Origin of the sequence: Blautia glucerasea, assembly GCF_013304385.1 — a bacterium.
Taxonomy (GTDB): domain Bacteria; phylum Bacillota; class Clostridia; order Lachnospirales; family Lachnospiraceae; genus Blautia_A; species Blautia_A ammoniilytica.
Genome location: NZ_JAAITU010000030.1, coordinates 22,708 through 45,031, shown reverse-complemented (window position 1 = coordinate 45,031; position 22,324 = coordinate 22,708). Strand labels below are relative to the sequence as shown.

At 48.4% G+C, this 22,324-nt stretch carries 26 protein-coding genes and 1 pseudogene; 24 read left to right on the top strand and 3 right to left on the bottom strand.

Going from position 1 to position 22,324, the window contains the following annotated elements; all coding sequences use genetic code 11:
* The 6 genes from G5B11_RS12125 to mobQ all read left to right on the top strand — a co-directional run bounded on the left by G5B11_RS12125 (nt 1) and on the right by mobQ (nt 4,763).
* Nucleotides 1–915, top strand: a complete 915-nt coding sequence (locus G5B11_RS12125) for a sensor histidine kinase (protein WP_014081148.1) — start codon at nt 1–3, stop codon at nt 913–915.
* A gap of 455 nt (nt 916–1,370) precedes the next feature.
* Nucleotides 1,371–1,784 (top strand): RNA polymerase sigma factor, encoded by a 414-nt coding sequence (locus tag G5B11_RS12120; RefSeq protein WP_014081146.1) that lies wholly within the window; start codon nt 1,371–1,373, stop codon nt 1,782–1,784.
* Between the two features lie 103 nt (nt 1,785–1,887).
* On the top strand, nt 1,888–2,340 hold the full coding sequence (locus G5B11_RS12115) for an RNA polymerase subunit sigma-24 (RefSeq protein ID WP_097792201.1): 453 nt from the start codon (nt 1,888–1,890) through the stop codon (nt 2,338–2,340).
* 10 nt (nt 2,341–2,350) lie between these two features.
* Entirely contained in the window at nt 2,351–2,812 is a 462-nt protein-coding gene (locus G5B11_RS12110; RefSeq protein ID WP_009296689.1) for an RNA polymerase sigma factor, read from the top strand.
* A gap of 28 nt (nt 2,813–2,840) precedes the next feature.
* A complete protein-coding gene (locus G5B11_RS12105) occupies nt 2,841–3,131 on the top strand; it encodes a DUF3847 domain-containing protein (RefSeq protein ID WP_062808218.1) in 291 nt (96 codons plus the stop codon).
* Between the two features lie 186 nt (nt 3,132–3,317).
* A complete protein-coding gene (mobQ, locus tag G5B11_RS12100; RefSeq protein ID WP_148462896.1) occupies nt 3,318–4,763 on the top strand; it encodes a MobQ family relaxase in 1,446 nt (481 codons plus the stop codon).
* A 106-nt stretch (nt 4,764–4,869) separates the two neighbouring features.
* Here the strand turns inward: mobQ and G5B11_RS12095 are convergent, their stop codons facing one another.
* Nucleotides 4,870–5,160: a type II toxin-antitoxin system YafQ family toxin gene (locus G5B11_RS12095; protein WP_003509355.1), complete on the bottom strand. Its 291-nt coding sequence runs from the start codon at nt 5,158–5,160 to the stop codon at nt 4,870–4,872.
* Nucleotides 5,157–5,435, bottom strand: coding sequence for a type II toxin-antitoxin system RelB/DinJ family antitoxin (locus tag G5B11_RS12090; RefSeq protein WP_014081141.1), 279 nt, complete (start codon nt 5,433–5,435; stop codon nt 5,157–5,159). Before G5B11_RS12090 ends, G5B11_RS12095 begins: the two co-directional genes overlap by 4 nt.
* A gap of 126 nt (nt 5,436–5,561) precedes the next feature.
* Here G5B11_RS12090 and G5B11_RS12085 point away from each other — a divergent pair, with 126 nt between their 5' ends.
* The 12 genes and pseudogenes from G5B11_RS12085 to G5B11_RS12030 all read left to right on the top strand — a co-directional run bounded on the left by G5B11_RS12085 (nt 5,562) and on the right by G5B11_RS12030 (nt 15,775).
* Nucleotides 5,562–5,960 (top strand): cysteine-rich VLP domain-containing protein, encoded by a 399-nt coding sequence (locus G5B11_RS12085; protein ID WP_148462897.1) that lies wholly within the window; start codon nt 5,562–5,564, stop codon nt 5,958–5,960.
* Nucleotides 5,961–6,073: 113 nt separating this feature from the next.
* Nucleotides 6,074–6,808 (top strand): phage replisome organizer N-terminal domain-containing protein, encoded by a 735-nt coding sequence (locus tag G5B11_RS12080; RefSeq protein WP_002596331.1) that lies wholly within the window; start codon nt 6,074–6,076, stop codon nt 6,806–6,808.
* Nucleotides 6,805–7,668, top strand: coding sequence for an ATP-binding protein (locus G5B11_RS12075; RefSeq protein WP_118575720.1), 864 nt, complete (start codon nt 6,805–6,807; stop codon nt 7,666–7,668). The genes G5B11_RS12080 and G5B11_RS12075 overlap by 4 nt, the downstream gene beginning before the upstream one ends.
* Before the next feature lie 64 nt (nt 7,669–7,732).
* Complete coding sequence (locus G5B11_RS12070; RefSeq protein ID WP_008978040.1) at nt 7,733–7,906, top strand: transposon-encoded TnpW family protein; 174 nt, start codon at nt 7,733–7,735, stop codon at nt 7,904–7,906.
* A gap of 77 nt (nt 7,907–7,983) precedes the next feature.
* Nucleotides 7,984–8,349, top strand: a complete 366-nt coding sequence (locus G5B11_RS12065) for a hypothetical protein (protein ID WP_002596334.1) — start codon at nt 7,984–7,986, stop codon at nt 8,347–8,349.
* A gap of 84 nt (nt 8,350–8,433) precedes the next feature.
* Nucleotides 8,434–9,267 (top strand): annotated as a pseudogene (locus G5B11_RS12060) (VirD4-like conjugal transfer protein, CD1115 family); the annotation flags it as partial.
* Nucleotides 9,268–9,281: 14 nt separating this feature from the next.
* Complete coding sequence (locus G5B11_RS12055) at nt 9,282–9,641, top strand: hypothetical protein (protein WP_019162186.1); 360 nt, start codon at nt 9,282–9,284, stop codon at nt 9,639–9,641.
* 75 nt (nt 9,642–9,716) lie between these two features.
* Nucleotides 9,717–10,556, top strand: a complete 840-nt coding sequence (locus G5B11_RS12050; protein ID WP_019162185.1) for a hypothetical protein — start codon at nt 9,717–9,719, stop codon at nt 10,554–10,556.
* A gap of 13 nt (nt 10,557–10,569) precedes the next feature.
* Nucleotides 10,570–11,001, top strand: a complete 432-nt coding sequence (locus tag G5B11_RS12045; protein ID WP_055153545.1) for a DUF4313 domain-containing protein — start codon at nt 10,570–10,572, stop codon at nt 10,999–11,001.
* An 8-nt stretch (nt 11,002–11,009) separates the two neighbouring features.
* Nucleotides 11,010–11,444: a PrgI family protein gene (locus tag G5B11_RS12040; protein ID WP_055155778.1), complete on the top strand. Its 435-nt coding sequence runs from the start codon at nt 11,010–11,012 to the stop codon at nt 11,442–11,444.
* Nucleotides 11,437–13,767 carry a VirB4-like conjugal transfer ATPase, CD1110 family gene (locus G5B11_RS12035; protein WP_330603131.1) on the top strand — a complete coding sequence of 777 codons (2,331 nt, stop codon included), beginning with the start codon at nt 11,437–11,439 and terminating at the stop codon, nt 13,765–13,767. Before G5B11_RS12040 ends, G5B11_RS12035 begins: the two co-directional genes overlap by 8 nt.
* Before the next feature lie 31 nt (nt 13,768–13,798).
* Nucleotides 13,799–15,775 (top strand): lysozyme family protein, encoded by a 1,977-nt coding sequence (locus tag G5B11_RS12030; RefSeq protein WP_055155780.1) that lies wholly within the window; start codon nt 13,799–13,801, stop codon nt 15,773–15,775.
* A gap of 139 nt (nt 15,776–15,914) precedes the next feature.
* Here G5B11_RS12030 and G5B11_RS12025 read toward each other — a convergent pair whose 3' ends face one another.
* Nucleotides 15,915–16,271, bottom strand: coding sequence for a helix-turn-helix domain-containing protein (locus tag G5B11_RS12025; RefSeq protein WP_055155781.1), 357 nt, complete (start codon nt 16,269–16,271; stop codon nt 15,915–15,917).
* A 284-nt stretch (nt 16,272–16,555) separates the two neighbouring features.
* Here G5B11_RS12025 and G5B11_RS12020 point away from each other — a divergent pair, with 284 nt between their 5' ends.
* The 6 genes from G5B11_RS12020 (at nt 16,556) to G5B11_RS11995 (ending at nt 22,317) form a co-directional block, all read left to right on the top strand.
* Complete coding sequence (locus tag G5B11_RS12020) at nt 16,556–17,173, top strand: TetR/AcrR family transcriptional regulator (RefSeq protein WP_055155782.1); 618 nt, start codon at nt 16,556–16,558, stop codon at nt 17,171–17,173.
* Entirely contained in the window at nt 17,121–17,405 is a 285-nt protein-coding gene (locus G5B11_RS12015) for a cysteine-rich KTR domain-containing protein (RefSeq protein WP_334291738.1), read from the top strand. The genes G5B11_RS12020 and G5B11_RS12015 overlap by 53 nt, the downstream gene beginning before the upstream one ends.
* Before the next feature lie 84 nt (nt 17,406–17,489).
* Entirely contained in the window at nt 17,490–19,238 is a 1,749-nt protein-coding gene (locus tag G5B11_RS12010; protein ID WP_009589173.1) for an ABC transporter ATP-binding protein, read from the top strand.
* Nucleotides 19,235–20,983, top strand: coding sequence for an ABC transporter ATP-binding protein (locus G5B11_RS12005; RefSeq protein ID WP_035304106.1), 1,749 nt, complete (start codon nt 19,235–19,237; stop codon nt 20,981–20,983). Before G5B11_RS12010 ends, G5B11_RS12005 begins: the two co-directional genes overlap by 4 nt.
* Nucleotides 20,984–21,001: 18 nt before the next feature.
* Nucleotides 21,002–21,589: an MptD family putative ECF transporter S component gene (locus G5B11_RS12000; protein ID WP_055155783.1), complete on the top strand. Its 588-nt coding sequence runs from the start codon at nt 21,002–21,004 to the stop codon at nt 21,587–21,589.
* Nucleotides 21,589–22,317: an energy-coupling factor transporter transmembrane component T gene (locus G5B11_RS11995; RefSeq protein WP_055155784.1), complete on the top strand. Its 729-nt coding sequence runs from the start codon at nt 21,589–21,591 to the stop codon at nt 22,315–22,317. Before G5B11_RS12000 ends, G5B11_RS11995 begins: the two co-directional genes overlap by 1 nt.
* Nucleotides 22,318–22,324 lie beyond the last annotated feature (7 nt).

The following is a 22,324-nucleotide window of genomic DNA, read 5'->3' as shown; positions in this document are numbered from 1 at the left end:
ATGGGTTGGGCGATTATGTTTCTTGTTCTGATAGCATTGGTCATTATCCTTTCAATTTCTTTAATTAACTGGAAAATACAGATATATAAAGTAATCGTCCAACTAAATGCTATTCTGAATAGAAAAACGAAAAAGTTAGTTACAGTGTCTTTATCTGATAGGCGGTTAGAGCATTTGGTTGAAATCATAAATCAGATTGTATCAAAAGATAATATTTATCTGGGCGAAATTCAAAAAAAGGAGAATGAATTAAAAGAGAATATTTCTTGCCTTTCTCATGATTTACGGACACCACTAACTTCCATTCGCGGATATTTGCAACTTCTATCAAGTGCGCCTGATGAAAAAAGAGCGGAATATATTTCAGCATTATCCGGAAAAGCATTGAGATTAGAACGTCTCATAGATGACTTTTATCAAATCTCTCTTTTAGAAGCAGGACAATATCCATTTTACTATGAAAAGGTTGAGCTATGCTCATTGCTTACTGAAATCCTGCTAGACAATTATTCGATTTTCAGCGTTAATGGAATTGAACCCCAAATAGAAATACCTAATATGGACATCTATCTTAATGCTGACAGAAAGGCGTGTATTCGCATTATACAAAATCTTATATTCAATGCGGTAACATCCACTACAAATAATGTTGTAATTCAACTAATTAATATTGCAGATTCTGTACAACTCTGTATTAAAAATCCTGTTGCATCTATTCCTACAGAAGAATATTCAAAACTGTTGGAACGCTTTTATGTAGCAGATGTTTCAAGAAGTAATGGTACGTCTGGACAAGGACTTTACATTGTGAAAAAGCTATTACTTATGATGAATTGTACAAATCCAATAATTGAAATACATGACCATAATTTTATGATTACGATTGATTTTTCGCCCTTACTCATAAAAAAATAATCTGCCGGACGACGGCAAAAGAAAAAAAGCCGTCGTAAAGCAGATCTATTAACGCGCCTATGCTATCTTCCGGCGGCTTTGAAAAAACAGAGCCGCCGTTTCTTTTTGCGAAAAGCAGAAACCCGACGACCTAACACCGTGTAAATCCACGGCGGCATATAGGAGGATTGCCGCCGTGTCTATGCTTGCCTTTTTTCACAGTACCCATGACCTGCACCAGCTAAAAAAAGTCTGTTCCCAGCAGCGGAGCAATGCGGTCAGAAGTATGCACTATACCATGTAACTAAACAGCAAAATATACTCTATTACGCTCGTATGGCTTTATGCCGTCCGGGCGCTTTTTTGTCCCTGTGGAGCCGGAACATCGGGTCAGCATGGCTCGAACTTTATCCCCGGTGCCGCTCCCCGCCGCCCCATTCAGATTTACCCAAAAAATCTGAATGGAGGAAAGGCAGATGGAAGTTACCATCAATTATAACGGACAAGCTGTGGCCGTGGAGGTTACGCTGGAAGTCTATGAATTTCTTGACCGGGCCGATCATAAAACGGAGAACCTGTTCCATGAACAGCGGCGGCATTGGGATGGCCGGGAGTTTGACGAGTACATCATTACCACCGAGGGCGTAGGGGGCTACGGCGAAACGCCGGAGGAATACCTTTGCCGCATGGAAACGCTGCATGAGCTGATGGCTGTTCTGGACACCTGTACCGAGGCCCAGCGCCGCCGGTTCCTGCTCTATGCGCTTGACGGGCTGAGCCTTGCAGAGATCGGTGTGCTGTGCGGCTGCTCCAAAGTGGCTGTGTATCAAAGTGTGGAGGCGGTCAGAAAAAAATTTATAAATTTCTTTGAGAACAGGCTTAACGAATGACCTGTTTTCTGGCTACCAAGTGAAAGGGATTATTTCCCTTATCTCAGCGAGGGGCGGACAGCGGACGAGCTGTCCGCCTCTCCGATTTTCAGGAGGTAAGCCTATGAAAACAATCAATCTGCGGTGGATGTATCCCCACTACCGGCATGACGAGTTTGTGGATGTTACGGACGAGGTATGGGCAGCGATGTATCAGGCCAAGCGGGAGATGGAGAACTATGAGCGTCGGAAAGTCTACCACCGCGCCTACTACTCTCTGGACGCATACAGCTGGCTGGAAAATTACGCACTGGAACACAGCAGATCGCCGGAAGATATTTTGCTGGAACGAGAAGAAATGACCACCCGCCTATACCTGATTGCAGCTCTGCCGGTGGCTCTGGCTCATGCCACTCCGACACAGGCCCGCCGTGTTCACGCCTACTACATTGCCGGTATCAAGCAGCCGGAAATCGCCCGGAGAGAGGGTATCCATAGCAGTAAGGTCAGCGTTGCCATCCACCGGGGGCTGCGGAATATGCGCCGTTGCTATGATGTCCTTTTTCAAACAGAGTGAGGGCGTGCCTATGCAGACCATCAATCTCAAACAATATTATCCATTTTGCAAAGAGGACATTTTTGTGGAGGTGTCCGATGAGATCGTCGAAGCGTTTCTTCTGGACAAGAGAGCCGAGGCCGCCAGAGATCGCAAGATGTTCCGGTATAAGGCGTTTTATTCCCTCGATTGTAACGATGGAATCGAAAATGCCGCCATCGGCTGGGCGCAGCCATCGCCGGAGGACTACCTGATAGAAAAAGAAGAATTGGCCGAATACGAAGAACTGATACGGCGATTGTATGAAGCCATTTCCTCCCTGCCGCCTATGCAGGCTCGCCGTGTCCATGCCCGCTATATGCTGGGTATGAAAGTGAAAGATATTGCCGCAATGGAGGGTATCACGCCATCACAGGCGGGAAAATCCATCCATGCCGCACTGCGGAGACTGCGCCGGTACTTTGCTCGACAGAAATGGACGGTCAATCTATGAGTATTTCCAAAGAAAAGAGGTGCCTGACATGAACGAAAAAATTACAGCCCACCCCCAAAAAGAAGAACGGGAGAAAGTCCTGAAGGAGATTCGGCAGCTTGAAAACCGAAAGAAGATTTTGGAGAACAAGCAGCGGAACGAAGAACGCAGGGTTCGCACCCGCCGCCTGATTGAGCGTGGAGCCGTTTTGGAGGGGATTTTCCCGTTGGCTCCCGACCTTTCCGGCGCAGAGGTCAAAGCATTTCTGATTACCCTGTCCCATCTTCCGGGGGCTGCGGAATTGACTGCAAACCTGCCAAAATCCGGGGACACGCCATAAGTCCCTTGTTTACAAGGGCGCACTTATACACCGTTGCCGGTGCTGTGCGCCCTGCCGGGGGCGTTGCGTACTTCGTCCGCGATGGGAAGCTACGCTCCCCAAACCCCTTGTGCGCTCTGCGCAGCCAAACACCCGCTTTGCGTTTGTCCGGCTCCACAGAGCCTGTTATCCCCTCACTGAAAGGAGGTGTTCCCCATAGATTTCTGTCATATCCCCGTCAGTATCATCAAGCGCAGCGCAGGCCGTTCTGCCGTTGCCGCAGCTGCTTACCGCAGCGGAACCAAGCTGACAAATGAATGGGACGGAATGACCCACGACTACACCCGGAAAGGCGGCATTGTCCATGCGGAGATCATGCTGCCTGCCCACGCGCCGCCGGAATTTGCAGACCGATCTATCCTCTGGAACAGCGTGGAGCAGATCGAGAAAGCCAGGGACAGCCAGCTTGCCCGCGAGATTGAAGCAGCCCTGCCCCGTGAACTGTCCGGCGAACAGCAGCTTGCCCTTGTGCGCGCCTATGTGAAGGACAACTTTGTAGACAAAGGAATGTGTGCCGACTTTGCTATCCATGACAAGGGAACTGGCAATCCTCATGTCCATATCATGCTGACGCTCCGGCCTTTGAAAGAAAATGGACAGTGGGGCGCAAAGTGCCGCAAGGCATACGATCTGGACGAGAATGGACAGCGTATCCCGGATGGGAAAGGCGGTTGGAAAAATCACAGAGAGGATACGACCGACTGGAACGATAAAGAAAATGTGGAGATTTGGCGGGCAGCGTGGGCGGCCTACACCAATCGGGCGTTGGAATCTGCCGGCAGACCGGAGCGCATTGACCATCGCAGCTACAAGCGGCAGGGCATTGATAAGATTCCCTCTGTCCATCTGGGGCCAGCCGCCAGCCAAATGGAAAAGCGCGGCATCCGCACCGACAAGGGCGAAGTAAACCGGCAGATCGTTGCCGACAACAAGCTGCTGAAAGAAATCAAAGCCCGCATTACCCGTCTTTATCGCTGGTCGAAAGCCGAAACGGAAAAACCACAAACACAGCAAAGCAGCTTGACAGCTTTGTGGGAGGCTCAGCAGCAGTTGAACGCTCCCCGCACCCGCACCGGCAAAATCCGGGCTTTGCAGGAAAGCGCTACACTATTCAGCTTTTTGCAGGCAAACGGCATCCAGTCTATGCAGCAGCTTCATGAAAAAATCGCTGATATGAACAGCCGTTACTATGACCTGCGGGGAAAGATCGTCAAGGCTGAGCGCCGGATCGCCATTCTTACCGAACGCGGGGAGATGTGGGAACAGTACAACCAGTACAAGTCCATCCACAAACAGCTTGCCAAAGTAAAGCCGGAAAAGCGGGAACAGTTTGAACAGCGCCACAGCCGGGAACTGATTCTGTATGACGCAGCGACCCGGTATCTGAAAGACTTGAAAGACAACGGCGAGGCAATCACCCCGAAGGCATGGCAGCGGGAGATCGACCAGCTGACCGCCGGAAAGCAGACGGACAGCATCGACATGAAAGCTATGCGGGAGGAGCTAAAAGCTGTGGAACGGCTCCGCAAGGCCGCCGACCAACTGGCCCGGCAGGAACGGGACAAGCCCCGCGACCGGGGGCCGGAGCGGTAAAGGGTACGGCGCTTTGCCGACCCCTTTCAGGTGCGTCGCGTTTCACGACACCCTTTTGCACACAGAAAAACCGCCGTACAGGTTTTCCCATACGGCGGCAGATGGTTTATTTGCCGAACAAGTCGCTGTGCGACCCGGTGCGGGCAAGCGTCAGCACCAGCACATCATCCTCGATACGGTAAATGAGCAGCCAGTCCGGGAGAATGTGACATTCCCGATGGCCCACCCAATCGCCGGACAAATCGTGATCGCGGTTTTTATCCGGCAGCGGTTCGCCCATCGACAGCAGCGCCACGACCTGTTCCAGCAATTCGATTTTCAGGCCGCGCTTGATTGCCCGCTTGTAGTCCTTTTTGAAAGCGGTCGTGTACTTGACGGTGTACTTTGTTTTCCTCATTTTTTCAGGTCGGCAAACAACTCGTCAAGGTCATTGTATCCCTTTACAGACGGGTCTTTTGCAATCCTTTCCGCTTCCAGCATGGCAGCAATCGTTTCCTTGTTGGGCTGTTCCAGCCTTACTTCAAAGGGAATGCCGCCTTCACGAAGCGACTGGCGCACAAAGATGTTAAACGCCGTAGTCAGGTTCATGCCAAGTTCAGTAAACAGTGCGTCCGCCTGCGCTTTCAAATCTGCGTCCATGCGGATACTGATGTTTGTGGTATTTCCAGCCATACGATCAACCCCTTTCTGCTGGCAATTATAGTATATGCCATTTGCACGAAGAAAACAATACTTTGCACGAATATTTAAAAATAAATTCATTCAAGGAGGTTAGCTACACTATGAAAGAAATCATTTATGAAGAACAATAAGTCTGAACCTATCCCTGTCATGGATTACCGCCAGTACCGCAGAGCGCGGAGGCTGGTGCATGAGTGCTGTAACTACATCGACGGAAACTGTATCGCCCTGGACGATGGGGAGGAATGTGTCTGTGTCCAGTCTATTTCCTACTCCCTGTTGTGCAGGTGGTTTCGGGCGGCGGTATTGCCGCAGGATAAGGAACTGGAAACGGCGCTGTTCCACCGGCTGAATGCTAAGAAATGCGCCGTATGTGGGGCGCTGTTTACCCCCGGTTCTAACAGGGCCAAATACTGCCCGGAATGTGCCGCACGCATGAAGCGGATCAACGCCGCAAAGCGCAAGCGGAAACAACGGGAGAAATGTCACGCTTTAGGGGCTGAAAAACCCTTGTAAATCAAGGATTTTTTCGAGGGTGTCAAAGGCAGGCTGATAGATTTATCCTCCGACCCCTAAAACGGCCTTAAAATGCGTACAGAATCCCAAGAGAAACCCCAAGGAGGAACCCTATGTCAGACAACCGAAAATATTATTACCTGAAACTCAAAGAAAACTATTTTGACGATGATTCCATCGTGCTGTTGGAAAGTATGCAGGACGGTGTGCTATATTCCAACATTCTGCTCAAGCTGTATCTGAAATCGCTGAAACATGGCGGGCGGCTCCAGCTTGACGAGGACATCCCCTACACGGCGCAGATGATCGCCACCATTACCCGCCAGCAGATCGGCACTGTGGAGAGAGCCTTGCAGATCTTTTTGAAGCTGGGTCTTGTGGAAGTGCTGGACAGCGGCACCTTCTACATGAGCAATATTGAACTGCTGATCGGCCAGTCCTCCACCGAGGCCGAGCGAAAGCGTGCGGCGAGGCTCCAAAACAAGGCTCTTTCCGCGCCCCGGACAAACGACGGACATTTGTCCGACATTCGTCCACCAGAGATAGAGATAGAGTTAGAGAAAGAGATAGAGATAAAGAGAGAGATAGAGAAGGGACGCTCCGCCCGCGCCTATGGCCGTTACCAGAATGTTTTCCTGACGGACGAGGAACTGGCAGACTTGCAGGCCAGTTTTCCCACTGTATGGGGCCAGTACATCGAAAAGCTGTCCGAATACATGGCCTCTACCGGTAAGCGGTATCAGAGCCATGCCGCCACCATCCGGCGCTGGGCCGGTGAGGACGCGAAGAAAGCAGCCCCGCCCACCCGCAACCGGGATTACAGCGTAAAGGAAGATGAAACCGTATGATTGAGATTACCGCAGAAATCCGGGCGCTGATCGACAAGGCAGCCGCCGGTGTGGAACTGGCCGGGGACGAGTACATAGACCCGGCAGACGGCCTCATTCACTGTAAGAAGTGCGGCGGCCAGAGGCAGACCGTTGTGCCATGCTTTGGAAAACCAGGCTACTTCATGCCCCGCTGCATCTGCCAGTGCCAGCAGGAGGCCGAGGAACAGCGCAAGGCTGCTGAAGAACGGCAGCGCCGCATGGAGCGTATCAAACGCCGAAAGGCACAGGGCTTGCAAGACCGCTATCTCTATGACTACACCTTTGCCAACGACAACGGCCAAAACCCATTGATGGACAAGGCCCGCGCCTATGTGGAGAACTGGAAAGAAGCATATAAGAGCAATATCGGGCTTTTGCTGTTTGGAGATGTGGGAACCGGCAAATCTTTTTTCGCCGGATGTATCGCCAATGCTCTACTTGACCGGGATGTGCCTGTGCTGATGACGAACTTTCCCACCATCCTGAACCGCCTGACAGGGATGTTCTCCGAAGACAGGGCCGACTTTATCGCCAGCTTTGACGAATACGACCTGCTTATCATTGACGATTTGGGTGTGGAGCGCAGTACCGAGTATGCGATGGAGCAGATGTTTTTCGTCATTGACAGCCGATACCGCAGCCGCAGGCCCATGATCATCACCACCAACCTGAAACTGGCCGAACTCAAGAACCCGCCTGACCTGGCCCACGCCCGTATCTATGACCGTATTCTGGAACGGTGTGCGCCGATTCTTTTTGACGGGAAGAATTTCCGGGAAGAAAATGCCGGTGCTACCCGACAGACAGCAAAAGAAATTGTAAACAGTAAGCAAGACTGATTTTTTACCGGGCGGCACAGACCCGTTCGGAGAAAGGAGCGCCATGAACAAAGAACCCCGTACTATGCAGGTGGCAGACGCCGTTACTGCGTCCAGAGCGCCGGAAAACACGCCAGCGATGGTAAAGAAAATCGGTAAGACAACCTACAAGGTTCATGTCCATTTCAGCAATACCAGCACAGAAACCATGAGCGATAAAATCAAGCGTATGCTCAAAAATGAAATTCAGCAGATGTGACAGACTGATAAACGAAGCCGCCTTGTGCTAAACTGATGATGGTACGCACCAAAATTTTTGTCAAGGAGGACACGAAAATGCTTTACACAGAAAAAGAGAAGCATGAAATTGAACGAGTAAAGGAGGTCTTTGAGGAACATCTGCGGCAAAGCCCTGATTTTGAACTGCTCTGGTCGGACAAGGTAGGCTATGTCTGGCTGGCGATTGGCGTAAATCCAGTCTATGTGGATACCGGTATCAGAATCGAATCTGCCGCCGATCTCTGTGGCAGGTGTTTGGACGATGTTGCTACGGATGTTTTGTATATGACGGGCAACGATCATGCACTGGAAGCAGCCGACCCGCTGGAATTAGCCGAAATCAAGCGGCGCTGGGAGCCATATATCAACCAGCTGCCAGACTATGCGTATCTCTGCAAAGACCTGCTGAACGGAAAAATGTAATCTATCAAACGAGGTGTCAGGAGCCATACGGTGCTTCTGGCACCTTTTTTGTGAATTTGATTAAAAAGTCCTTGACAATTCGTCTCTGGAAAGACCGCCAAGTCCATCCTGATCAGTGTTGGTGTCCGTCTGGCAGCCTTCAACCTGCCGCAGATCGCCAAGCTGACCAATACCGATGAACTGGATCTTTCCAGCATGGGCGAAAGAAAAGTTGCCCTTTTCTGCTGTATTCCGGATGCGGACACCTCTTTGAATTATCTGGTAGGTATGATCTACAGCCAGCTTTTCCAGACTCTTTATTATATGGCAGACCGTGTGCATGGCGGTGCCCTCCCGGTTCCGGTCAACTGTATCATGGATGAGTTTCCAAACGTATCCCTGCCAAATGAGTTTGAGAAGATCCTGGCAACCTGCCGTTCCCGTTCCATTTACTGCAGCATCATCATCCAGAACATGAGCCAGCTAAAGGCTCTGTTCAAGGACTCCTGGGAAAGTCTGGTGGGCAACTGCGATGAGTTTTTGTACCTGGGCGGCAATGAAAAAGAGACACACAAATATGTATCAGAATTACTGGGGAAAGAAACCATAGACACCAACACCTACGGGCAGACCAAAGGAAAATCCGGCAGCTACTCCACCAACTTCCAGCAGAGCGGAAGGGAGCTGTTACAGCCGGATGAAGTCCGTATGCTGGATAACCAGAATGCACTTCTGTTTATCCGCGGGGAACGGCCCATACTGGATGCCAAGTATGACCTGATGAAGCATCCCAACATCCGGTATACCGAAGACGGCGGTGCCGGCCCGTTCAACTATGCGAAAGCACCGCTGGCACATGACGATTTTACCTTTGACGAAACAAGATATAACGACTACGAACTGCTTCTGGATGAGGACATCATCGGGGAGCTTTTTTGATTGGAGGAATGCCGATGAATTTACTGAAAAATAAGAAACACACAGAAACAAAAAAAGAGACCACACCGCTGAAGATGAAGAGAGGGCAGAAGAAACTGTTTGCCCTGTATGCGGTGATGGTGCTGACTTTCTGCATTGGGGCAACTTGCGTTTACGCTGCAGGCGATCCGCTGGCAGTCGTCAATAACCTGTCCACGTTTATCTTTTCCCTGATCCGTGCCATTGGCCTGATCCTGCTTGGATTTGGTATCGTGCAGGTCGGCCTGTCCCTAAAGAGCCACGATCCGAGCCAGAGGGCAAACGGATTCCTGACACTGGCAGGCGGTATCATCATTACCTTTGCAAAAGAGATCCTGGATCTGATCATGGGTTAGGATCAGAGACCAGAAGGGGAGCCATGCGAAATGCGGGTTCCCCGCTCACTTTTGCAGGATGGGAGGTGAAACTGTTTGAGTGATAACTGGATCGTACAGAATCTGAATTCTGCCTTGCAGACCTGGAGTGACAAGCTGGCCGAGATCTGGACACTGCTGACGCAAAGCCCGGAGAATTTCAAGGGCGGTGCGATCTGGAGCGTGATGACGAACATCAACGGAGGGCTCCGAGCCATCGGGTACGGCCTGCTGGTCTTATTTTTTGCGGCAGGGCTGGTGAAAACCTGTGGGAGCTTCACGGATATGAAGAAGCCGGAACACGTAGTGAAAGCCTTTATCCGTTTCGCACTGGCACAGGGAGCCGTCATGTCCGGCATGGAGCTTCTGACGGCAATTTTTTCCATTGTGCAGGGAATCGTGGCAAATATTATGTCCCATTCCGGGATGGCAGGTGGAACGGTGACGGAACTGCCCTCAGAGATTGTGGACAAGATCGAAGCAGTCGGGATGCTGGAATCCATCCCTTTGTGGATCGTAACCCTGTTAGGCAGCTTGTTAATTACCGTGCTTTCCTTTGTGATGATCCTGACTGTATATGGAAGAATGTTCAAGCTGTATATGTACACAGCCATCGCACCGATCCCGCTGGCAACCTTTGCCGGGGAACCAACCCAGTCTGTAGGGAAGAACTTTATCCGTTCCTACGCCGGGGTATGTCTGGAAGGTGCCATCATCGCACTGGCCTGCATCATCTTTTCGGTGTTTGCGGCGAGTCCGCCGGCCGTCGGGGATACCAGTCTGTCTGCTGTGACGATTGTCTGGAACTACATCGGGGAGCTGGTCTTTAACTTACTGGTACTGGTCGGGGCAGTGAAGGCATCTGACCGGATCGTAAAAGAAATCATGGGATTATAGGAGGCAGAAAGGAATGGAAGAACCAAAGAAATTAATTTATGACAGTGGAGAGCAACCAGAGGAAGTATTCTTACGGGTCAGCGGCTACTTGGACAGAGACCGCCTGTATGTCGGGATTTACCAGATAGAATATGGCTACCCGGAACTTTTTTCCGACCTTACGGTGAACCTGCACCATGCTCCGCTGAACGGTGTGAACGAAGCCTATATCGACCACAATTTCAGCAAAGAGCATCTGCGTTTTATTCGGAAATACAAGCTGGGCAGGGTACTTCCGGAGACCGCAGTTTCCGGTTACTGCACCTTTCAGAAGGTCGCCTTTGACCTGAAGAAACTGGCAGAATATGATCCGCAGGGAACCAGAGAATTTATGGAAAGCCACGGCATCCAGATTGCGGATGCACCAAAGCAGAAACCAAAGAACAAATCACAGAGAGAAAGGTAGAAAACAACATGGAAGTGAAAATGAATAAAGAAATCCGAGACTATCAGGAGTCAATGTTCTGGGGCTTAAGTTTCCGGCAGTGCTTATTTTCGGTACTGGCGATCCTGGCAGCCCTTGGGATCTATTTCCTCACCCGGAAATATGCCTGGGAACAGGTAACCGGATGGCTGTGTGTGCTTGGGGCGGCTCCCTTTGCAGCCTGCGGTTTTTTCCGTTACCACGGCATGACGGCAGAACAGTTCGCATGGACAGTCATCAAATCCGAACTGCTGTACCCGAAACGGCTGGTATTCAAATCGGAGAACCTGTACTTTTCCTGCATGGAAGAGAGCCTGCGGCTGGGTGAAAAAATGATGGGAAACGGAGCGGAGCTTCTGGAGAAGAAGCGGACGAAACAGAAGAAACCAAAGAAGCCAAGAGGAAGGGGTGATGCCTTTGATTAAAACCCTGAGTCAGACACTGAAACAGGACAAAGAAAAATTTAAAGTACCGAGGTCTGTCCAGCAGGCAATCCCCATCCGCAAGATCTGGCCGGATGGGATTTTTCAGGTAGAGAGTAAATTTTCCCGGACATTCCGGTTTACGGATATCAATTATTCCATTGCCAGTAAAGCGGACAAGACAGAAATGTTCCTGGATTATTCCGAACTTTTAAATGCACTGGATTCCGGCTGTACTGCGAAGATTACCCTGAACAACCGTAAGATCAACAAAGAAGAGTTTGAACAGTCCCTGCTGATCCCAATGAAAGGGGACGGGCTCGATGAATACCGGAAGGAGTACAACGACATGCTCTTGTCCAAGATCTCCGGTACTAACAACAGCATCTACCAGGAACGCTACCTGACCGTCAGTGTCCACAAGAAGAACATCGATGAAGCCAGGACCTATTTCGCCCGTGTGGGAACGGATATCATCACCCATCTGGCCAAGCTGTCCTCCATCGGGGAAGAGCTGGATGCAGAGCAGAGGCTCCAGATCTTCCGGGACTTTTTCAAGGCAGATGTTCTGCAGAGTTTTCCATTTGACATGAAAGCCTTTGCGAAAAAAGGGCACAGCTTCAAAGACTGGATCTGCCCGGACACGATGGAATTCCACAACGATCATTTTAAACTGGGTGAGCAGTACGGAAGAGTCCTTTTCATGGAAGATTACGCCAGCTATGTGAAAGATGAGATGATCTCCGAACTGTGCAGCCTTGGCAGGAACCTGATGCTGTCCATTGACATCATCCCGGTGCCGACAGATGAAGCGGTGCGTGAGATCCAGAATCGACTGCTGGGTGTGGAGACAAACGTGACGAACTGGCAGAGACGCCAGAATGCAAATAATAACTTTTCTGCCGTAGTTCCCTATGACATGGAGCTGCAGAGAAAAGAGACCAAGGAGATGCTGGACGATCTGACCACCAGGGATCAGAGAATGATGTTCGGTATCCTGACAATGGTACATATGGCAGACAGCAAGAAACAGCTGGATTCCGATACGGAAACCCTGTATTCCATTGCAAGAAAACATCTCTGCCAGATGGCAACCCTGAAATGGCAACAAGTCGATGGGCTGAACACCGTCCTGCCGTATGGCCTGCGGAAGATCGATGCGGTGCGTACCCTTACCACAGAGTCCACCGCTGTATTGATTCCATTTCATACGCAGGAGATCATGCAGCCGGGCGGCATCTACTATGGGCAGAATGCAGTCAGCAAAAATATGCTGGTGGCAGACCGCCGGAAGCTGTTAAATGGAAATTCGTTCCGATTGGGAGTCAGCGGTTCCGGAAAGAGCTTCTCGGCAAAAGAAGAGATCGTAGACCTTGCCCTTTCCACGGAAGATGACATCCTCATCCTCGATCCGGAGTCGGAGTTTGCTTCTCTAGTGGAAGCCTTAAACGGAGAGGTCATCCGGATCTCGGCAACCTCGGATACCCATCTGAATGCACTGGATATGGATTCTGCCTATGGCAATGACCGAAATCCTCTGATTGAGAAGTCAGAATTTATCCTTTCCCTGTTTGAGCAGCTCGTAGGAGCCGGAAACCTTTCGGCAAAGGAGAAATCCATCCTTGACCGCTGCACCGCAGATGTGTACCGGGATTATATGAGGGGCGGTTACAAAGGGCAGGTGCCGACCTTAAAGAACCTGTACCGACAACTCATGCTCCAGCCGGAGGAAGAAGCCAGAGGGCTGGCTCTGTCTTCGGAACTGTTTATCAATGGCAGTCTGAACACCTTTGCCCAGGAAACCAATGTCAACACGAAGAGCCGTATCATCGACTATGACATCCGGGAGCTGGGCGAACAGCTGATGCCCCTTGGCATGCTGGTCACACTGGATTCGATTTTTAACCGTGTGATCCAGAACTGGAAGAAGGGAAAAACGACATGGATCTTTGCGGATGAGTTTTATCTGCTGTTCCGCTATGAATACAGTGCGGACTTTTTCTACCGCCTGTACAAGCGTATCCGTAAGTATTCCGGATTTGTAACCGGACTTACCCAGAACGTTGAGGAACTTCTGAAATCCGATACCGCCCGCCTGATGCTGGCGAACAGTGAGTTCCTGATCCTTTTGAATCAGGCTACCACCGACCGGGATGAGCTGGCGGCACTTCTGAATATTTCAGACAACCAGTTATCCTACATCACCAATGTGGGTGCCGGCCATGGTCTGATCCGCTGTTCCGGAAATCTGGTGCCGTTTGAAAATTCGTTTCCAAGAAATACAAAACTGTATCGCCTGATGACGACCAAGCCGGGCGAAGCGTAAGAGCGGGACAAGCCGGGACTGGAGGTGTGAGATGAAGGATATCAAAACCAAAGAAGTTACAACAAAACCAAAGACCAAAAATCCTGCCTCCAGAATCCCCAAGGAGCTGATGCGGACGGCCATACTGGAGAGCAAGGAAAAATCCCAGACCATCGCAAATGCCAGGGACAATGACATGGGAGAACAGTCCCTATCCGAATATGCCAGTGGGAAAGTCACATCCGCAGAGGAATGGGCTGCAAGAAAGACAGGCAGAACTGTAACCAGAGCCGGAAAGACAGCTGCACAGACTTCCTACGAGAAGATCAAACTGAGAGTTACTGGTAAAAAAGAAGCGCAGAAAGAAGCCGCCAGAGGAACAGGGGACACACAGGCTCCCGATCCGGTCAGTCGGGAAGCACCGAAGCAAAAAAAACGGGAACAGGGGGCATCCCGTGTGAAGGTCAAGGAACGGGAAAACCAGGAAGTCCAGATTCAGAAAGCCAAGCGGCAAAAGGCGATTTCAGATGCCGTCAAAACGAAAGAACAGAAGATCCGGGCAGCTAGGGAGACACCAAGAATCCAGAATGGACAGGAAATGTCGGAAGGTGGATCGCTTTCCATCAAAAGACAAAACCAGAAAAGCAAGGCCGAAGATACCGCAAGGCAGAATGCCATCCGCCAGAAACAGCCGGAAAGCATCCGGATCAAGGAAAAGCCACGGAAACGGTTGGAGCCGAAGACCATACAGCGGCGTACTATTAAGACCGCCCCTCCATCTGTGAAGATCAGCATCCAGCCAGAGCAGAAGCTCCGGGTGGCCAGTTCCAACGCCTTGACAGCCCGGATGCAGAAGCAGATGGAACGAAGGGCAGCGAAGCAGGCGGCGAAGAAAGCCGCCTTGCAGACTTCCGATGGAGTCCGCCGGATACAGAAAACGGCAAGGGCAGGAGAGAATACCTTCAAGGCAGCTAAGGCCGCTGTAGAAGCGGCAGCGAAAACGGTGCAGTCCATGATGGCTGCACTGGGAGCCGCCGGAGCGGTCATGGTTCTGCTTCTGGTTATCATGGTCGGGATCATTGGCGGTGCGGCATTCTCTGGAAGCTCAGAGAGCAACGAAGCACTCAGCCAGGAAGTACTTTCCTATACGGCAACCATCCAGAAATACGCCAACCAGTATGGAATCCCCGAATACGTTTCCGTGATACAGGCAATCATGATGCAGGAATCTGGCGGCCGGGGGACCGATCCCATGCAGAGCAGTGAGTGCCCATACAACACCCGGTATTCCAACAGCCCGAATGCCATCCAGGATGCGGACTACTCCATACAGGTAGGAATCCAGTATTATGCGGACTGCCTAAGAGAAGCCGGATGCACCAGCCCACAGGACATGGACAAGCTGAAGCTGTCCCTGCAAGGGTATAACTACGGAAACGGGTACATAACGTGGGCTCTCCGAAACTATGGGGGCTACAGTGCAGAAAACGCTTTGCAGTTTTCCAATGAACAGGCGGCTTCACATGGCTGGAGTGCCTATGGGGATCCAGAATATGTCCCTCACGTCCTGCGGTATTATTCTAGCGGCGGATTGTTTGCCGGCCTGTTTGGAGGCAACGGCCAGATTGTATCCGTGGCACTTACCCAGCTTGGAAATGAAGGTGGCCAGAAGTTCTGGTCGTGGTATGGATTTGACAGCCATGTAGCATGGTGTGCCTGCTTTGCCAGCTGGTGTGGAGATCAGGCAGGATTAATCGAAAACGGTAAGATGCCGAAGTTCTCTCTGTGTGATGACGGAATCGCATGGTTTCAGAACAAGGGAAAATGGAAGAGCCGAGGATACTCGCCAGCGCCCGGAACCCTAATCTTTTTTGACTGGAACGGAGATGGAACCTCAGACCATGTAGGAATCGTGGAGAAAACCGAGGGCAGTACCGTATACACCGTAGAGGGAAACTCCAGTGATGCCGTGAACCAGAGAAGCTACGATATCAATAACGGAACGATCATGGGATATGGTATACTTTGAAAATTAAAATAGAATATAAGTTATAACCTATGAAAAGAAATTTGATATGTGTAAGTTGACTTTTTTATTTGATTGAAATTTTAATTTTATATGAAATGAAAAGAACCAGTGAGAGAATCGTTAAATTTCACTCACTGGCTCAATTCGTTTCAAATTTCTCGGACAATTCTGTCAGTTCTTTCACCGTTTCCTGGGTGTGATGCAGAAAGGTGTCACGCATTTCTGACGGACAGCTGGAATAAAGCATTTTCATCTGATTGATACCTTTATCCTCCAGAGAAATATCTGGATTTATAAGCGTATCTAAAGAGATGTGCAAGATTTTTGCCAATGCTCTCAAAATCAAATAGGAAGGATTCATTTTTCCTTTTTCGATATTGGCGATTTGCTTTACAGAAACATGGCTCAGATCAGAAAGTTCTTGTTGTGTCAGTTCTTTATTCTTTCGGGCTTCCCGCATTTTCTGCCCTAAAGCAGTTAAATCATCAATCGGCATAATTGTTCACCTCAATAATATTGTATCGTTCCGGTTTATGCAAAGGAATAACCTTATTGTACCGATGAAAAGGTGCGATTATACCTATTTTGCCGTTGGAGTAATACTACAATTTGAAGCGGAGGTTTTGGATAGTCGATAAACAGTTTATATATCTATTTCAAGGTGTGTCAAGAAAGAGAAAAGTAGCCTCTTGACAAATAAATCTTCTCTGCTATAATTAAAACAGCGTTTTGAATACGATGTTTTGAAAACACCGTTTTAATAAGAAAGGTGGATGAGCGATGGCAAGTAGGATTGAAGGATTTGACGAGAAAATTCTTGCCTGTGCGAAAGAAGAATTTTTAGAAAAAGGCTATACGGATGCTTCGATACGGACGATTGCTCAAAATGCCGGTGTCAGCACCAGCACAATATATACGCGGTATTCAGATAAAGAGGGATTGTTCCGCTTTCTTGTGGAACCGGTGGCTAAAGGTCTGAAAGAGTTATTGCGGCAATCATTCAGTGATTTTTCTTCTTTGACGGGGCATGAGCAGAACGAAAAATTTATGGAATACTCAGATCGTGGTTTTGAAGCCGTGATTGCATATATCTATGAGTATTTTTCTGAATTTAAGCTGCTGATTACCGGAGCGCCGGGAAACTACTATCAGGAATTTTTAGAAGGGCTGGTACAACTGGATACGGACTGTACAAAGAAATTCTTGATTCAAGTGGGAAGTAAAGCCCTGGCGGAAGGACGAGTTACAGATGGATTCTTACACGTTGTTTCCAGTGCTTTTTATTCTGGTATATTTGAAGTAGTCATTCACGATATGCCGATGGAGGAAGCAAAAAATTATATCAATGAGCTGCGCACTTTTTATGGGAATGGCTGGAAAGAATATTACCGAAAATAGGAAAGAAGGTGCAAAGGAAATGCAAAAAACAGAAGAATTTTGTGTGGACGAAAGCGGATGGATACACTGTCCTTTTTGTAAATGCAGAACGCGGACAAAGATACGCGCAGACACTTCGTTGAAGAACTTTCCAATATTTTGTCCGAAATGCAAACAGGAATGTTTGATAGATGTTGACAATATGAAAATACGATTATCAGTAGTGCCAGACGCAAAGACGCAGAGCCGATAATTTGTTTGTGTAAATCACATGACAGATTATCGGCTTATTCTTTTGAATAAGAGTTAGTAAAATCTAACTAAAGGAGGGATTTATATGGATCAGTCGCAAGGCGGAAATCCATTTGGCAGACTTATTGAGTTTGCCAGGCCGCATAAGACTGGCTACATCGTTTCTGTTGTTCTTGCTGTGTTGGGAGTTGCCTTTGGTATCGTCCCCTATTTTGCAACAGCCAGAATGACGATTGAGTTACTCTCCGGGAATCGGGATTTATCATTTTACATGGTGTGGTGTCTGATTTCCGGCGGCTGCTTTGTCCTAAAAGCAATATTGATGGGGATTTCCACGAGGGCATCCCATGAAGCGACCTTTGAAGTGCTGTCCGAGGCAAGGCGAAAAATTGCTTCAAAACTTACCAGAGTGCCTATGGGCTATATTCTCAATACTCCGTCCGGGCAACTAAAAAATGGCATGGTGGAACGAATTGAACAGTTAGAGGTTCCCCTTGCTCATGTAATCCCGGAAATGACTTCAAATCTTCTCGTACCAATCGCAATCATCGTTTATTTGTTCGTTCTGGACTGGCGAATGGCGTTAGTATCGCTGATTACCATTCCTGTTGGAATGATGTGCTACATGGGAATGATGAAGGAATATCCCAAGAAGTATGGGGAAGTTGTAAAAGCTGGAAATCACATGAGCGCAACAACGGTAGAATACATCGGCGGCATTGAAGTCATTAAGGCGTTTAATCAGGCAGATAATTCCTATCAGAAATTTACAGATGCCGTCCATGCAAACGCAGACCTGATTTTAGACTGGATGAAAGATACACAAAAATATTCGGCGATTATGATGAGTGTATGGCCCGCGGCGTTGATTAGCGTACTTCCCGTCGGGTGCCTGTTTTACATGAGTGGTTCCCTGTCAGCCGCAACCTTTATTACGGTAACTGTCCTGTCGTTGGGAATTGCAGGCCCGCTTGTAGCCGCAATGTTCTTTACCGATGATATTGCAAAAATAGGCACCGTAATGGGTGAGATTGACGGTATATTAAACCAGCCGGAGCTTGTCCGGCCGGAGAGGAAATGTGATTTACAGAACCTTGATATTGCTCTGGAAAATGTCCATTTTGCATACGAGGAAAAAGAGGTCTTGAAAGGAATTGATCTGACAATTCCGCAGGGAAAAATTACAGCCTTTGTAGGGCCATCCGGCAGCGGAAAATCAACGATTGCAAAATTGATTGCGTCCTTTTGGGATGTGACCGGTGGGCTGATTACGATTGGCGATAAGAGCGTAAAAGAAATTTCTAACGACCAACTGAATGATTTGATTTCCTATGTATCGCAGGACAATTATCTATTTAACGATACGGTGCGCAACAATATCCGTATGGGCAAGCCAGAGGCAAGCGATTCCGAAGTGGAACAGATTGCAAAGGATTCTGGCTGCCATGAGTTTATTATGAACCTTGAGCATGGATATGAAACCGTGGTTGGCGGTGCCGGAGGGCATTTGTCTGGTGGAGAACGCCAGAGAATCGCGATTGCCAGAGCTATGCTGAAAAACGCCCCGATTGTAATCCTTGACGAAGCCACTTCCTATACTGATCCGGAAAATGAAGCGGTAATACAGGAGGCCATCAGCCGACTGACAAAGGGCAAAACATTGATTGTAATTGCTCACCGCCTGTCAACAATAACGGATTCCGACCAGATCGTTGTTGTGAAGGATGGAACAATCCAGGCAAAAGGAACGCACGAGGAACTATTAAAAGAGTGCAGCCTTTATCATACGATGTGGACAGCTCACATGGACGCGAAGGAGGTGAAAACAGCATGATACGTTCTTTTCGGAAATTCTTTGAATTTGCAGGCCGCCAAAGCCGGAATTGGTATTTGGGGCTCTTTTATGAAATCATACGCTGCATTTTAGAAGCTCTGCAATTTGCCGCACTTCTGGTAGTTTTGGATGGATTGGTTCGTGATAATATCACCGCACAAACCGCGCTCCTTGCCTTTGGCATTATGTTAGTCAGTGTGATCGGCACCATTATTTTCTGGTATCTGGCGCATGGTAAAGAAGGCGAAGGTAGCTATCGAATGTGTGAGGACAAGAGGATTCAAATTGGCAACCGCATGAAGTATATGCCGATGGGCTACTTCAACAGCCATAGTCTGGGAAATCTCACATCCGTTTCAACAGCGACCATGAGCGACCTCGAAAGTATGTCCTTTGCTATCATCGTGCGGACTTTGGTGGGTGTAATCCACGCCAGTATTTTTTCTGTTGCCATGTGCTACTTTAGCTGGAAAATCAGTTTGATCTTTTTGGCTGGCGTGATTTTGTTCATGGTAATCAACACAATGCTCCTGCGCTGCTCCAAAAGATTATCTCCCGTACGGTTAGAGACGCAGACGGAGTTCATGGATGCCGTACTGGAATACATACAGGGAATGGGCGTTGTGCGGGCGTTCCACATGGCAAAGCAGTCAAATACTACGCTGGAAAAATCCATTGATGAAACACAGAAGAAAAACCAGCTTATTGAAAGACAGCGGATTCCCTATATAGCTGCCGAACAGGTTGTCCTTCGGATTGCCAGTGCCGCCGCTGCTTTCTGCTCTATCGCACTTTTTATAAACGGTACGCTGGAATTAACATATTGTCTGATAATTTTAGTATCGGCGTTCATGATATATAGCCAGTTGGAGAGTGCGGGAGAAATGTTCTTTATGCTTTCAATGATCGATGCTTCTATTGATCGTGTGGAGGAAATCAACCAAAGTCCTCAGATTGACATTGATGGTAAAGAGCAAGCTCCAGACCGGCTGGATATTGAAATGCAGGATGTGAGTTTTTCCTACGGGGATAAAAAAGTGATCGACCATGTATCGCTCACGATTCCACAAGGAACCACAACGGCGATTGTCGGTCCGTCTGGTTCTGGAAAAACCACGCTGGTGAATCTGATTGCACGTTTTTGGGATGTTGACAGCGGAAGCGTCCGCATCGGCGGCATTGATGTAAAAGATTACAAGCTGGACAGCTTGATGAAGAATATCAGCATGGTATTCCAGAATGTGTATCTGTTCCCGGACACGATTGAAAACAATATTAAATTCGGTTCCCCAAACGCCACCCATGAAGATGTAGTGAAGGCAGCAAAGGCGGCAAGATGCCATGACTTCATTTCAGCATTGCCAGAGGGCTACCAGACGGTAATCGGAGAAAGCGGTGCGACCATTTCCGGCGGCGAAAAGCAGAGGATTTCTATTGCAAGAGCGATTATGAAAGATGCGCCCATCATTATTCTTGACGAGGCCACAGCAAATGTCGATCCCGAAAATGAAGCAGAGCTTCAGAAAGCGATTGAAGCGCTGACACAGGGGAAAACAATTATTATGATCGCCCATCGGTTGAAAACCGTAAAAAATGCGGATCAAATCATCGTTATCGACCGTGGTAAAATCTCTCAGCAAGGTACGCATGATGAGCTTATCAAGCAAGCAGGTATTTATGCGGATTTTGTTGGCATGAGAGAAAAAGCTATCGGTTGGAAAATCAAGGCAGACAGCCTTGCATAAAAGAAAGGAGTTCCTACAATGGACAAGAAAAAATTGAACGCAAAAGACTTTATCAACATTGGTATCTTTACTGTCATCTACTTTGTGATGTTCTTTATCACGGGTATGCTGGGTTACATTCCTATCTTTGCAGTTATCATTCCATTGGTGTTGGGAATACTGGGCGGCATCCCGTTCATGCTGTTTCTGACAAAGACAGGGAAATTCGGCGCGGCTACTATTATGGGTACGCTGGTCAGTGTCCTCTGCTTTCTGATGGGACAAAGCTGGATTTCAATTCCGTTTGGAATTGTATTCGGTTTCCTGGCTGATTTGATCTTCAAGGCAGGCGAATATAAAAGCTGGAAACATACTGTGCTGGGATATTGTGTGTTTACCGAATGGGTAATCGGCTCCATGCTGCCTATGTGGATTATGAGAGATACCTTTTTTGAGGCTTATAGAAGCAAGGGAGGTACGGATGAATACATCAATGCCGTTATGGGCCTTACCGCTAACTGGATGCTACCGGTAGTTATTGTTTTAGGCATCGTCGGCGGAGTGATCGGCGCTTATTTAGGCAAGGCAATTTTGAAGAAGCATTTTGTAAAGGCGGGCATTGTTTAATGAAACCAGAATTATTACTGTCGGTTGATTCTAAGCAGAGCTTTTGGATTGATCCGAGAACAAAGCTGTATATGTTAGTAATATTCAGCATTGTAATGATTGATGGAAAAACGGACGGTATTAGTTTCTGGTTAAAGCCGATTTTGGCATTGATACCTTTTTTCCTCCTGCTTTCGGGCAGGAGGAAAAAGATTGCTATCATTTATTTAATTGTTTTTATTGTTTCGTGGACGGTAAATGTGTTTCTTGTTCCGTATATGGGATTAATAGGAACAATTATAATATCGCTGTTGGCTCAATTTGGGACAAGATGGTTTCCAAGCGCCATGATGGGCTATTATCTTCTCTCGACTACAAAGGTTAGTGAATTTGTCCTTGCCATGCAGCGTATGCATATACCAGAAGCATTCATTATCCCGTTTTCTGTTATGTTCCGGTTCTTCCCTACAATTTCCGAAGAAGCGGGATCTATTGGAAACGCTATGCGTATGAGAGGAATCACGGGGAAAAATTTTTTCAAGAATCCACAAGCAGTATTAGAATATCGAATTGTCCCTCTTATGATGTCTGTAGTAACAATAGGGAATGACCTGTCTGCGGCAGCTTTGACAAGAGGGTTAGGAAACGGAAAAAAGCGTACAAGCATTTGTAAGATCGGTTTCCATTGGAAAGATTTTGCGCTTATGATTATTGTTACTGCTGCCCTGTTGGTGTTCCTGCTTTTTTAGGAGGGCT